Genomic DNA, 12,528 nt, shown 5'->3' on the forward strand with positions numbered 1-12,528 from the left:
CCCCTATCCGGGCCGGATCATTTGCGCTGAAAACACTTCAGCCCCTGCAGTTTTGCAGGGGCTGAAGTGTTTTAATCCCCCCGTAGGTCCAGGAAAAGCCTTCTTTCAACTGCTCAATGGGCCGGGCCGATCATCTTTTCCGGCAGCCAGGTGATGATCTGCGGGAAGAGCGTACACAAGAACAGCACAACCATGATAATCAGGACAAAGGGAATCACCCCGCGAATGATGTCGGCCATGGTCAAACCGAGTTCCGGCGCAGCGGTCCCCTTGAGGACGAAGATCGACATGGCCATGGGCGGGGTCTGAAACGCCATCTGCAGATTGATGCAGATCATCATCCCGGCCCAAAGGGGATTAAACCCCAGTTCGGATAGAATCGGCGAAAAAATCGGCACGATGATGAAGACGATGCCGATCCATTCGATAAACAGCCCAAGCAGAAACACGATGGCCATGATCATGGCGAAGGAAGCCCATTTGCCGCCGGGAACCGCAAGAATCAGGCTGGACACCACATCCCCGGAGCCGGCGCTCATGAAGACCCCGACAAAGGCATAACAGAGCGCCGCGATCATCACCACAAAGGCGCTCACCCGCAGGGTTTCGATGGAGGCGTGCTTAAGCAGGCCGATGCTGAACTTCCCGTAACCGACGGCCAGCAGCACCGCAGCCAGGCAACCGACGGCAGCAGCTTCGGTGGGCGGCGCAATCCCCGAAAAAATCGTCCCGAGCACCGCCAGGATCAGGAAAATCGGCGGCACCAGCGATTTCAACAGCCGCCACACTTTCTGCATGGAAAAAGGCGTCAGCTGGTCAGCCGGCAGCGCCGGTCCAAGGGCGGGATTCAACCAGCAACGGACAATGACATAGGTGACATAGGCAAAAGCCAGCAGCAGCCCGGGGAAAACCGCGCCCATGAACATCTGGCCGATGGAGATTCCGGCCTGCGGTCCGTAGACCACCAGCATGATGCTGGGCGGAATCAGGATCCCCAGGGTACCCGAAGCGACAATGGTGCCAGCCGCCAGGGGTTTGTCGTAACCGCGGGTCACCATCGGCCCCAGGGCAATCAGGGTCAGAATGGTGACCGAAGCGGCAATCACTCCCAGGCAGGTGGCTAGAATCGTCCCGAACACCACGGTGACAATCGCCAACCCACCGCGCAACCGCCCCAGCACCTCGTAGAGACTTTCATAAAGATCCTTGGTAATCCCCGAGTGCTGGAGAATAACCCCCATGAAGGTGAATAACGGCACCGCCAGATAGGGGTAGTTCAGCGACAGGTCGTAAAACCGCGAATAAAGAATATGGTAAGTGGTGGTCGGTCCGAACACCAGGTTGCCGACAATGAACGCCACACTGCCGATCACGAAAGCAATCGGGAAGCCGGTCAGGACCAGGATGAACACGCCCCCCAACATCAGAAAAGCAACTATTTCAGCGCTGAGTTCAATCAATGTCTTCACCTCTCACGACCAGGTAGAAATCGCGGATAAATTTGGCGAGAGCCTGCAGAATCAACAGCAGCAGACCAAGGGCAAAAACCGTGCGATAGGGGGCGGCCGGCGGATACCAGAAACTGTTGAACATGACCTCATGAATCCGCCACGCCTTGACCGCCCACACCACCGCCAGCTTGAACATAATGATCATCAACGGGAAAAACAGGATCAGGGCGCAGATCATATCGATCAGGGCCTTGGTCCGCCGCGAGCCGCGCATATAGAACAGATCGACCCTGGTATGGGCATCATGCAGATAGTTATAAGAGGCTCCCAGCAGGTAAATGACACCCCCGGCCATGCACATGGAGTCGTAGGCCCAGATGGTCGGAGCATCGAAAAAGTGTCGGGAAATGGTTTCAAAGGAGCCGACCAGAACCAGGAGCAGCGCGAACCATTTACCTACCTGCCCCGATTTTTCACTCAGCCAATCGATGCCATGCAGAATTTTGATCAAAACAGTCATACGCAACTCCCGGTTCGAGGAATTCAGACTCACTTGATGGCGTTATAGGCCTCGCCGAAGGATTTCATGGAGTTATAGATTTCCGCAAAAATCGGGGCCTCGGATTTCGATTTTTCGGCATAGAACTTATCGGCCTCAGCCTGCAGGGCGTCTTCAATCTCCTTGGGAACCTTGTAAACCTGGTTCCCGGCGCCGCGGAATTTGTCCACGGCCTTGATCGATTCACTGACCAGATACTGATGCTGATCCTGGGTGAACTTGGCGACGACCGCCTGGACGATGGTCTGCAGATCCTCCGGCAGCTGGTTCCAGGCGTCCTTGTTGACGAAAATCACCTGGGGGTCGCTGGGTGCCCGGCTGGGGGAGAGATAGACATAAGGGGCAACCTCGTTGAAGTGCATGTTCCAGTTGGAAGCCAGGGTGGAATATTCGAAGGCGTCGATGGTGCCCCGCTGCATGGCTTCATAGAGCTGGCCGCCCGGGATAATGACCGTTGCCGCGCCCATGCGCTTGAGGATTTCACCGCCGTCCCCCATGCAACGGGCTTTGAGACCTTTGATGTCGGCCAACGATTCGATCTTGACCTTGGAGTGGAAGAAAACTTCTTCGGGCAACGGAGCCAGCGCGCCGGGGAAAGTCATCACATTGTAGCCGTCCATCATTTTATTCATCAGTTCGGCACCACCGCCATAGTCGAACCAGGTCCGCAGAGCCTCGCCGGGCAGGCCGCCCGGACGCGAACTGATCAGCCCCGCGGCAGGCCACTTGTCAAGATTGTACATGGGGCAGGTGTAACCCATCTGCAGCACGCCCTGATCGATGGCGTCCACCTCTTTGTAGGCCGGGACAATCGAGCCGCCGACAAAGGGTTTGACCGTCAACCGACCGCCCGTGGCCTTGGTAATGGCCTGGCAGAGCTTGTCGTGGAAAATCTGCGACGGATCCGAGGCGGGACCATGGCCGGACGATTTCCAGATAATCTTCCCGTCCTTGGCCGCAAAGCCCGGCACCGCCAACAGGATCAGGGCCAAGGCGACCGCAGCCAGAACAACCGCCGTTACTCCGGAGTGACAGATACGGATTCTCATGGTATTTACCTCCTCGTTCGTTAGGTGCGTCGGCAAATCCGCCACACAGGTTAAACCCTCAGGCAACAATCAAAGAACGGCCGGTACTGTTCTGAAAAAAACACTCACTGGACTCGGCCAGCCGTGAAATAGCGATTTGCCCCGAACAATGGGAGACCCCGAGCGCGCCCCGGACATGTCGATTCAGGTAATTGACGGAAATATCCAGCGCATGCCTGTCAGCCTCGATCAAATGTGTGCCGCCCAGTACCGCATAGATGGGCCGCCGGAGTCTGGCGACTACGCTATCCAGCATGTTTTTCATACCGGGATGGGAGCAGCCGAGAATCACAATCAGCCCCTTGGGCGAGTCGAGGGCCAAGAGAAGTTCATCGGTGAACGGATCGGGGTAAAAAACGCCGTCGCGCAATACCTTGAAACGCGGATTGATCACTTCATCGGCATGCCGGCGCGAGAAATCGGTCAGCAGGAAAATGCCAGGTTTCAATTCATAGAGAGGCTGATCAAGAAATTGGTAGGAGATCAGATGTTTATTGAGGAAGAGTTCGTCGAAACTATTCCCGAGGTATTCATAAGAGCCGTCCCGGTAGCCGTATTTCTCATCGAAAAAGCCTTGTCCCAGAACGAGTTTGAATTGCCTTGCCACGTCGAGCAGCGGAATCAGCCCGCCGGAATGGTCATAATGGCCATGACTCAGGACCACATAGTCGAGGGTTGTCAGGTCTTTGCATAAATAGTGGGCATTTTCAATGAAAGCTCCGCTCTGCCCGGTATCAAACAGAATGCGGCACTCCTCGGTCTCGATAAAAAACGCCAAGCCGTGTTCCGCCTTGAGGCCATGGTGCTCACCTGTACTGTTCTCAATCAGGGTGGTAATTTTGACCGCCATATCGACTCCTTAAGCTATCCGTACAAATGGATTTGAACGTCCTCCCATGCTTTGGTCAAATGGTTGCTCATCGCCTGTTCCGCACCCGGCCCGTCACCCGCATTGACGGCGGTGTAAATCTGCTCGTGTTCGGTTATTGTGCTGTTGACCCGCCCGGCGATATAGAGGCTGGAAATCCAGCCGTAGGGCAGGTTGGTGGTCATCGATTTCATCAGGACATAGAGGGTTTTGTTGTGGGACGCGAAGGCCAGCAGGCGGTGAAATTCCCGATCGCAGCGGATCAGCGGATTGATCTCCTGCTGCACTGCGTATTCGGCAAAGGAACGAATACATGCGCGAATTTTCTGCACATCATCAGTGCCGGCATGGCGGGCAGCCAGCGCGGCAATTTTCGGTTCGATGATCAGGCGAACTTCAAAATTATCTCTTATGGACTGCTCATTGTTCTTTAACCAGGCGGCAAAGGATTTGAACTGCTGATCGTTGACGTCTTCAACAAAGATCCCTTTTCCCTGGCGAATGGTCACCTGACCGGTCACTTCAAGTATTTTCAGCGCTTCCCGAAGAGAAGAACGACTGACACCAAGTTTTTTGGCGAGAACGAGCTCAGAGTAAAACTTGTCCCCCGGCTTAAAACCTTCCCGGACGATCATTTTTTTTACGACATCGGTGATACTTTCGGAAAGGCGTATTTTTCTGATTTCGCTCATCAGCGCTCCCTGGACACAGGACCTTGCGGTGATTCAGCCACCAACGTCAGCAAGCAATCCTGACTTGTCCGGCGGTCTGACAAGTTAAAAACTAGCAGCGGAAGAATAAAAATCAAAAAAGTAAAGTATCTATTTAATGTTATTATTTTTTTAATCAATAATAAGAAATTTTATGACTAAGTTTTCATAGAGTTTCAGGGTTAGTTTCACAGCAGACATGAGATAGGAAAATATAGATAGAAGGCTAATAACATAATAACAACTTCTGCGAAGACGAGTTATTCTGCCAGGACAGAAAGATATATGACTTCCGTTCCTGTTTTTTTGACATAACAAGCAAAGCAAACTCTTCATATCATCGCGGCAAGATCATTTCCCCAGGCCTGATGACTGCCCGCTGCAGGGGGCCTGGTCAGCAAGCCCTTTGCAACACCAGCGTCCCTGTGCTAACACATAGCTATGCATGCCAAAGCCGCCCCAGGGACCGGAGTCCGCTACCACTTGCCCGCCGCGATCAAAGGTCTGGAGCTGCTGTCCTGTTCCGATGTGGACTTCCGCTTTGCTCCCCATTTTCACGAAGCCTATTGTATCTGGCTGAATACGGCGAGCGCTGAAACCTATACCCACAAAGGTTGTTCCGGCATATTACCGCCGGGAAGCTTCGGGATTTTTGCTCCCGGCGAAGTCCATTCCAACCAGGCTTTCGACAGCAGCTCCCGCCAGTTGCTGTCCTTTTATCTCGATGCGGCAACCGTTCAGCAGATTGCCGCGGAACTGACCGATCATTCCTCGCTTTCGTCCGAGCTGGCGACCGGCCTGCACGCCGACCGGGACGCCTACCGGACCCTGATCGATCTATGGCTGACCCTGACAACCTCTCCGTCCGCCCTGCACCGCCAGTCCCTGTTCCGCACCACCCTGGCCCTGCTGCTGTCCCGCTATGCCACGGCCGCACTGCCAACCGGAAAAATCGGCGACGAGCCGCAGCGGGTGGCAAAAATCATTGAACTGTTCCATGATCGGCTTGAGGATGACCTGCAGCTCGACGAGCTGGCCACCTGGGTCGATTGTACCCCATCCTATCTGATCCGCTGCTTCAAGAAAGCCAGCGGTCTCACCCCGCATGCGTATCTGCTGCAGCTGCGGCTGGAACAATCGCGCCGCCTGCTGCAACAGGGTCAGAGCATCGTCCAAGCTTCGCTGCTGAGCGGATTCAGCGACCAAAGTCACCTCACCCGCCACTTCAAACGTAAATTCGGTCTCACCCCCGGCGCTTATCGGCAACAGGTCACAAAAACCTGAATTCGCCCCGAATGGCGCTCGTTTAAGCAACTTTGGAGTAAACTCGGGACTGCCCCCAGGGTCATCGGGGGCTGTCCCAAGAGTTTGCGAGCCATGAAAGCTGTAGCGGTTAGCACCGCAAAGACCTGGGACAGCCCCCGTGCGGGGACAGTCCCGGTTTTGCTGCCATCGACTCTTAAACGAGCGCCATTCGAATTCGTCCCACCAGGTCAATTTTGTACAAGATGGCCCGTCCCCGACTCTGCTAAGACTGCAACCTGGCAGCCCGTTTTATTTGCTCCCGATCCGGAGCCCGAGTCGGGCGCCTCCGCTTTGTTCCTGTTCCTCTCAACCAGAAAAGGTGACCGCCCCATGTCCAAACAACATTCCGCTCTCGGCATCTGGTATATCCTGGCTGCCACGCTGCTCTGGGGCACCACCGGTACCGCCCAGGCTTTCTCCCCCCTGGGTTACGACCCGCTGGTGATCGGGACCCTGCGCCTGGTGATTGGTGGTGCGGCCTTGCTCGGTCTGGCCCTGTTCCGCCACGAACTGGGCCGCTGGCGGGACTGGAACTGGTTCCTGGTCTTGGCCGCAGCCCTCTTTACCGCTGGCTATCAGGTCTGTTTTTTTGCCGCCGTCGCCAAGACTGGCGTGGCGGTCGGAACCATGGTCAGCATCGGCAGCGCCCCGATCATCGGCGGGCTGCTCGGCAAAATCTGCCGTGGCGAATTGCTCAGCCGGCGCTGGTGGTTCGCCACCGTCCTGGCGGTCAGCGGCGGCGGGCTGCTCGGCCTGGGCAGCGGTTCCCTGACCGTCAACCTGTTCGGCATCGCTCTGGCCTTGGGGGCCGGTGCCTCCTATGCCACCTATACGTTGCTGATCAAAGGCCTGCTGGAAAAACATTCGCCCAATGCGGTCATGGCCCTGGTCGTCTGCGGCGGCGCCATCCTGCTGGCACCACTGCTCCTGAACAGAGACCTGACCTGGCTGGCGCAGCCTCGTGCCATCGCCGTTGTCCTGCACCTCGGCCTGGCCACCATGGCACTGTCCTACTGGTTCTTTTCCCGCGGCTTGCAGATGGTCCAGGTCTCCACCGCTGTGACCCTGTCCCTGGCCGAGCCCATGGTTGCCGCAACCCTTGGCATTGTGGTACTTGGCGAGCACCTCACCGTGCCGGCTTTGGGGGGGATCTGTCTTATTTTTGCCGGTTTGATCGTGCTTATCGTCAGCCCTTCCCTGGCGGGCAGAAGAAAAGCCGCCCGGGTACCCGACTTGCCGTAAGCAATATCCCGGCATCACCTGACGGTTCGCTGTTTATGCTGACTGACAAAAAGACTTGACTTGTCACCGATCGGTGACTAATGATGCATTTGTATTGTGAACCCAACACAGCTTAAGGTCATTTCCGATGGGCAACAAAGAACAGACCCGGCAAAAGATCCTTCTGGCGGTCGGCGAACTGCTCGCCAAAGACGGCTTCAAAAAGTTCGGCGTCAACACCCTGGCTCGCCAGGCCGGGGTCGACAAGGTCCTGATCTATCGTTATTTCGGGGGGTTGCCCGGGCTGCTGCGCAGTTTCGGCGAGTCCGCCGACTTCTGGCCAACCCTGGATGAGATTGCCAATGGCAATCTGCAGGAATTCCGTAACAAACCCCTCGGTGAAGCGGTTGGTGAGTTACTGGTGAATTTTGCCCGGGCGTTGCGCAAACGACCGCTGACCCGAGAAATCATGGCCTGGGAAATGCTCGAACCGAATGAGCTGACCACTATCCTGGCCGAGACCCGGGAAGAGTGGGCGCAGCGGCTGTTCGCCACTTTCAGTACGCGACTGACCGAAACCGATCTCGACCTGACCGCGATCACTGCCCTGCTCGGCGCAGCCATCAATTATCTGGTCATCCGTAGCCGCAACACCCAGATCTTTAACCTGTTGGAGATCAATTCCGCTGCCGGCTGGCAGCGCCTGGAAGAAAGCTTACTGCAGCTGTGCCGCAACTGTTTTGCCGAGCCAGCGGTCAGCTGATTTTTTTAACCCCAATGTCACCAATCGGTGACATGAGACAATCACCATGCTCCCGTTTGCCAAAATCATGACTGGTATCCTGCTCTGCCTGCTGCTGCCGGGTTGTGCCGGACAGGTTCCCACCCGCAGCGGTTTTCTGGACAATTACAGCACCCTGCAGCAGCCCTTCGGCCGCCGCGACTGTGCAGCCTTGCCCCCGGCCCGGCCGATCCGTTACCAAGCCGTCGCCATTGCGCCGATCCGGTTTGCCGATTCCGTTGCCACCCGGCTGAGCCATGCAGAGCAAAAGAGGTTGGCCGGGATCCTCACCCAGGCCCTGCGCCAGAAGCTGACACCCCCAATGTCCCAACCGACCGGAGCAAGCGCAACCCTGCGCATCCGTGCAGCCATCACCGCCATCAATGAGTCCCGGCCAGCTCTGAACCTGTTGACCACCCTGGCCCTGTTTCTGCCCCTGGATACGGGCGGCGTCAGTGTGGAACTTGAAGCCCTTGACCCGGTCACCGGCCGACGGATTGCAGCAATGAGCGCAGGACAATCGGGCTCGCCGTTCTGGTTCCGGTCCTCGTTTCAGCGCTTCGGCCATGCCGAAAAAGGGTTACCTCTGCTCGCCGCCGAATTTCACCACCTGCTCACCGCGGCTGGGTCAGATGCTGCCCCGGCCGACCAGTAACCCGAGCCCTGAGGATGAGTCCATGAACCCTTCCCGCCGCCACTTTCTCAAAACTTGCAGTCTCTGCAGCCTGCTCTCCATCACCCCCGGATTGCTGACCAGCTGTTTCTCCGGCCCCTCCGGGGCATTGCGCGGCCCGGTCGGCCCGGTCGCCAATGCCCGGCTGTCCGCAGCAGCGGCAGGGATTCTGAACCATGCCGCCCTGGCACCGAGCGGACACAACAGCCAGCCATGGCAGGTCAGCTTACATTCTCCCCGTCACTGGAGCATCGGAATCCCGCCTCGGCGGCGGCTGCCGGCGGTCGATCCCCATGCGCGGGAATCCTTGATTTCCCTGGGAGCCTTTGTTGAAAACCTGGTTCAGGCCGCCCTGGCCTACGGTTATCAGGTCGCTGCTTCGGTGACCGCAAGCGACCCTCAGGAGACAAAAATACTGGAGATCAAGCTGTCCCCGCAATCGCCCGCGACAACCGTCGACCTGTCCCTGCTGGGCCAACGGAGAACGGTGAAGCAGGGGCAGCAGCAGCGTTTGCTGCAGAGCAGCGATGTCCGTCTGCTCCAGCTTAGCAGCCAGCACCGGCTCGACTACCTGCCGCGCGATCAGGCCACGGCCGCAAGTATCAGGGCAGGAACAGTCCTGGCCATGGCCAGCCAGTGCCAAAGGGATGCGGCCATGGCGGAACTGGCCCGGTGGATCCGCTTCAGGCGAAGTGCGGTCAACCGCCAACGGGACGGATTGACCGTCGCCGGTATGGAGCTTAATGGGCTGGCCGGCTGGTGGGTAGGGAATTTTTATCAGGCGGACGATGTCATGACCGAAACGTTCCGGCGCAAGACCGTCACAATAACCGAGGAGCTCAGCAGGCAGGGCGCGGGTTGGCTGGTTCTGCACAGCGCAGGTGATTCGCCGACCGAGCTGATTGCGGTCGGCCGGAGTCTGCAGCGGATTCTGCTGCAAGCACGGCGGCTCAATATCGCCTGCCACCCGATGAGCCAGCTGCTGGAAGAACAGATTGGGCAACGCGAGTTGGCGCTGCAGTTCGGTGCCGACCACAGCATCCAGATGCTGCTGCGAGTTGGCTATCTGGAGCGCTATCCCGCGCCGGTCACGCCGCGGCGACCGGCGCAGTGGTTTGTGACCGGCTAAGTGCGGCGACGGTTAAGCCGACCCACCCTGCCGACGCCGTGCGATCCTCAGGCCAGCCGCTGTGGCCAGGTCAGCACCCCGGGGCGCGGACAGGCGGAGCGGCAGGTCGAACACTTGATGCAATCCGCCTCAGCCAGGACGCCTTTGCTCCGATAACTGGCGATTGGTAGTTGCATGGGACAACTGTTTGCGCACGCCGCGCACCCCCGGCAGGACGGATCGATCTGTAATTGATATTGACCGCGGTCGATGGCGGCAGCCATGGTCCCGACCGGGCAGATCGCGCACCAGGCTCTGGCACGGTAGACCAGGCCCAGGCCGAGCGCGGCCAGGGTGGTCACCAGACACATCTGCCAGAAGACCCGCCCCCAGTGCAACGGATCAGTCGGCTGCAGGGACAATCGATAGCCCATGAAACCCATCAGGGCCACCAGCACACTCCAGCGGAACAAGGGGCTTTTCAACCACCGCGGGAGCCTCCGGTTGGCGGCCAGCGGTTTGAACCAGGTATCCAGAAAACTGCCTCGGGGGCAGGCGTTGCCGCACATCCAGCGGCCACGGAAAAAAGCGCCGAGAATCCCGCTCCCCATGGCGACCGGCACGACAAATCCGAGCAGCGGAAATTTCCAGCCCAGTGCAATGACCGTCACCATAATCAGGGCCAACAGCCATTTATAGCTGCGTTTTTTCTCTGTGTCGATGTTGCAGATGGGCATTGTTTCATGAGTATTCATTTACATTTCTCCATAAAATCTAAAGAGATCTATATGAATATTTAAATATTGTCAATATTTAATTTTACGATTTCACCAAGTCAAACTGGTCAATATCCGGTTCAGGATGCCGGTATTACGGCCGCTGCTGCGCTGGATAAAACCAGTTCGGAAGACTCAGAGCCGTCGCTAAACCACAGACCGCCCCACAGAGCAGCGCAAAGTGCGCAGAATCTATGATCCGGCGGAAGGCTGGCCAAGGGAACCGCAAACTTGTTATCCTATAACCCAAGTCGGCATTTGTCCGGCACCGACGCCCAGCCACTGGGCCTGACATTTTTCCTCCAGGATCACCGAGACATGTACTATTTTGATTACGACGAACCCCTGTTCCGCCCACCCTCTGAAGCCCACTCACTGATCATCCAGGTCACTATCGGCTGTTCCCAGAACAGCTGCGGCTTCTGCGGTATGTATAAAATGAAAAACTTTCGGATCCGCCCGCTGGCGGATATCTTTGCCGAAATCGACAGTATTCCACTGCCGCACCGCCCCTATATCCAGCGGGTATTCCTGGGCGACGGCGACGGCTTGGTCTATCCCCAGGAGCAGCTGCTCGCGGTGCTGGACAAGCTCGCCAGCACTTTGCCGCGGCTCAACCGGGTCGGGGCCTACGCATCGCCGAACAGCCTGACCACCAAAACCGTCGCCGAACTCGCCCAATTGCGCCAGCGTAAGCTGCGGATTCTCTATTTCGGCCTGGAAAGCGGCGATGCCGAGACCATCGAACTGGTCAACAAAAGATTCTCCCCGGAGGTCATGCTGACGCTGTGCAGAAAGGCCCAGCAGGCGGAGCTGAAGCTGTCCGTGACCGCGATTCTCGGCCTGGCGGGACGGGCGCGGACCCAGCAGCATGCCGAGGCCACCGCAGCCTGGATCAACGCGCTGGCCCCGGAATACTTTTCTCTGCTGACCATGTTCCGCCGCCATAACGATGCGTACTTCAAGTGCATCGCCCCGCTCAGCAACGGAGAAGTCCTGCAGGAGGCCCTGCGCGTCGTCAGCCATCTCAATCCCAGCCACACCATCCTGCGCTCCAATCATGTCTCGAACATTCTGCACCTGGCCGGCAGCTATCCGAAGGATCGGCAGAAAATCATTGCCCAGGCCGAGGCGGCGCTACAGGAAGGTCGCCGGCATCCGGACTGGTTCAATCTGGTCCCGGATTACGAAGAAGAATTCTTCTGATTTTGGAAAACTTTAAGCAGGATGCTGCCGCTGAGCCGGAACGCGCCGGCTCCGGCAATTTGTTCTGTCGCTGCTGGCTTTCCCAATGACTTATGGTAAATTTGAGGATCAAAAAAGGAGACTCAATCATGAAACGGATTCATTTCACCATCATTCTGACCGCGGCCTTATTATTGGCCGGTCTGCTCGGCAGCGCCGTCGCTGACGACTACGACGTGACGGTCTATACCTTTAAACAATCACCGACGGTCCAACCGTTCTTTGCCTCGGCCTACGGTTATGCGGTCTTCCCCACTATCGGCAAAGGCGGCTTTGTCATTGGCGCGGCTTATGGCAAGGGGCTGGTGTTCCGCAACGAACAGGTCACCGGCGAGGCGACCATGGCCAAGGCCAGCATCGGTGCTCAATTGGGCGGCCAGGCCTTCAGTGAAATCATCTTCTTCGAGAACAAGGACGCTTACGATCGCTTCACCAGCGGCCAGTTTGAATTCGAGGCCTCGGCCTCGGCTGTGGCCATTACCGCAGGGGCACAGGCCAAGGCCGGCACCGACGGCGCCACCGCCAGCGCCAGCACCAGTTCTTCCGATGCAGAGCAGCGCAATGTTGGTTATCGGCGCGGCATGGCAGTTTTCGTCCATATCAAAGGCGGGCTGATGTACGAAGCCAGCATCGGCGGCCAAGCTTTCCAGTTCACACCGCTGAACAAATAACCGACCGCGAAAATGACAGCGGCAAACGCCGCAGCTCATGAAGAGACCACAAAATCGCCCCGCTTCAATCGA

Annotated in this window: 13 protein-coding genes; 7 read left to right on the top strand and 6 right to left on the bottom strand. The window is 57.5% G+C overall.

Annotated features, from left to right (window positions below):
* Positions 1-113 precede the first annotated feature (113 nt).
* The 5 genes from N909_RS0103875 to N909_RS0103895 are packed head-to-tail and all read right to left on the bottom strand — an operon-like array spanning position 114 to position 4,658.
* Positions 114-1,469, bottom strand: a complete 1,356-nt coding sequence (locus tag N909_RS0103875) for a TRAP transporter large permease (RefSeq protein WP_211253918.1) — start codon at positions 1,467-1,469, stop codon at positions 114-116.
* A complete protein-coding gene (locus N909_RS0103880; protein WP_029911670.1) occupies positions 1,453-1,971 on the bottom strand; it encodes a TRAP transporter small permease subunit in 519 nt (172 codons plus the stop codon). Before N909_RS0103880 ends, N909_RS0103875 begins: the two co-directional genes overlap by 17 nt.
* 29 nt (positions 1,972-2,000) lie before the next feature.
* Positions 2,001-3,059 (bottom strand): TRAP transporter substrate-binding protein, encoded by a 1,059-nt coding sequence (locus tag N909_RS0103885; protein ID WP_051689500.1) that lies wholly within the window; start codon positions 3,057-3,059, stop codon positions 2,001-2,003.
* A 58-nt stretch (positions 3,060-3,117) separates the two neighbouring features.
* Positions 3,118-3,948, bottom strand: coding sequence for an MBL fold metallo-hydrolase (locus tag N909_RS0103890; protein ID WP_029911676.1), 831 nt, complete (start codon positions 3,946-3,948; stop codon positions 3,118-3,120).
* Positions 3,949-3,962: 14 nt separating this feature from the next.
* Positions 3,963-4,658, bottom strand: a complete 696-nt coding sequence (locus N909_RS0103895; RefSeq protein ID WP_029911679.1) for a FadR/GntR family transcriptional regulator — start codon at positions 4,656-4,658, stop codon at positions 3,963-3,965.
* Between the two features lie 459 nt (positions 4,659-5,117).
* Between N909_RS0103895 and N909_RS24370 the strand changes: the two genes are divergently transcribed.
* The 5 genes from N909_RS24370 (at position 5,118) to N909_RS0103920 (ending at position 9,785) form a co-directional block, all read left to right on the top strand.
* Positions 5,118-5,960 (top strand): AraC family transcriptional regulator, encoded by an 843-nt coding sequence (locus tag N909_RS24370; protein WP_084167425.1) that lies wholly within the window; start codon positions 5,118-5,120, stop codon positions 5,958-5,960.
* Positions 5,961-6,311: 351 nt separating this feature from the next.
* Complete coding sequence (locus tag N909_RS0103905) at positions 6,312-7,223, top strand: DMT family transporter (RefSeq protein ID WP_029911685.1); 912 nt, start codon at positions 6,312-6,314, stop codon at positions 7,221-7,223.
* Positions 7,224-7,350: 127 nt separating this feature from the next.
* Positions 7,351-7,965 (top strand): TetR/AcrR family transcriptional regulator, encoded by a 615-nt coding sequence (locus N909_RS0103910; RefSeq protein ID WP_036682870.1) that lies wholly within the window; start codon positions 7,351-7,353, stop codon positions 7,963-7,965.
* A gap of 46 nt (positions 7,966-8,011) precedes the next feature.
* Complete coding sequence (locus N909_RS0103915) at positions 8,012-8,638, top strand: DUF3313 family protein (protein WP_051689502.1); 627 nt, start codon at positions 8,012-8,014, stop codon at positions 8,636-8,638.
* Between the two features lie 22 nt (positions 8,639-8,660).
* The gene (locus N909_RS0103920) at positions 8,661-9,785 is read left to right on the top strand and encodes an Acg family FMN-binding oxidoreductase (RefSeq protein ID WP_051689503.1); all 1,125 of its coding nucleotides are present in this window, start codon (positions 8,661-8,663) and stop codon (positions 9,783-9,785) included.
* Between the two features lie 47 nt (positions 9,786-9,832).
* On the opposite strand, the gene N909_RS0103925 is transcribed toward N909_RS0103920, so the two are convergent.
* Positions 9,833-10,519, bottom strand: coding sequence for a 4Fe-4S binding protein (locus N909_RS0103925; protein WP_051689504.1), 687 nt, complete (start codon positions 10,517-10,519; stop codon positions 9,833-9,835).
* 339 nt (positions 10,520-10,858) lie between these two features.
* Between N909_RS0103925 and N909_RS0103930 the strand changes: the two genes are divergently transcribed.
* A complete protein-coding gene (locus tag N909_RS0103930; protein ID WP_029911700.1) occupies positions 10,859-11,746 on the top strand; it encodes a radical SAM protein in 888 nt (295 codons plus the stop codon).
* Positions 11,747-11,874: 128 nt separating this feature from the next.
* Positions 11,875-12,456 (top strand): lipid-binding SYLF domain-containing protein, encoded by a 582-nt coding sequence (locus N909_RS0103935; protein WP_029911703.1) that lies wholly within the window; start codon positions 11,875-11,877, stop codon positions 12,454-12,456.
* Positions 12,457-12,528 lie beyond the last annotated feature (72 nt).

The sequence above is a fragment of the Pelobacter seleniigenes DSM 18267 genome, from assembly GCF_000711225.1.
Classification (GTDB): Bacteria; Desulfobacterota; Desulfuromonadia; order Desulfuromonadales; family Geopsychrobacteraceae; genus Seleniibacterium; species Seleniibacterium seleniigenes.

Bases quoted from the DNA above. Each gene is read 5' to 3' on its own strand.
- N909_RS0103915 (WP_051689502.1), top strand. From the start codon at position 8,012: ATGCTCCCGTTTGCCAAAATCATGACTGGTATCCTGCTCTGCCTGCTG.
- N909_RS0103920 (WP_051689503.1), top strand. From the start codon at position 8,661: ATGAACCCTTCCCGCCGCCACTTTCTCAAAACTTGCAGTCTCTGCAGC.
- N909_RS0103935 (WP_029911703.1), top strand. From the start codon at position 11,875: ATGAAACGGATTCATTTCACCATCATTCTGACCGCGGCCTTATTATTG.
- N909_RS0103930 (WP_029911700.1), top strand. From the start codon at position 10,859: ATGTACTATTTTGATTACGACGAACCCCTGTTCCGCCCACCCTCTGAA.
- N909_RS24370 (WP_084167425.1), top strand. From the start codon at position 5,118: ATGCATGCCAAAGCCGCCCCAGGGACCGGAGTCCGCTACCACTTGCCC.
- N909_RS0103880 (WP_029911670.1), bottom strand. From the start codon at position 1,971: ATGACTGTTTTGATCAAAATTCTGCATGGCATCGATTGGCTGAGTGAA.
- N909_RS0103895 (WP_029911679.1), bottom strand. From the start codon at position 4,658: ATGAGCGAAATCAGAAAAATACGCCTTTCCGAAAGTATCACCGATGTC.
- N909_RS0103925 (WP_051689504.1), bottom strand. From the start codon at position 10,519: ATGAATACTCATGAAACAATGCCCATCTGCAACATCGACACAGAGAAA.
- N909_RS0103890 (WP_029911676.1), bottom strand. From the start codon at position 3,948: ATGGCGGTCAAAATTACCACCCTGATTGAGAACAGTACAGGTGAGCAC.
- N909_RS0103905 (WP_029911685.1), top strand. From the start codon at position 6,312: ATGTCCAAACAACATTCCGCTCTCGGCATCTGGTATATCCTGGCTGCC.
- N909_RS0103885 (WP_051689500.1), bottom strand. From the start codon at position 3,059: ATGAGAATCCGTATCTGTCACTCCGGAGTAACGGCGGTTGTTCTGGCT.
- N909_RS0103910 (WP_036682870.1), top strand. From the start codon at position 7,351: ATGGGCAACAAAGAACAGACCCGGCAAAAGATCCTTCTGGCGGTCGGC.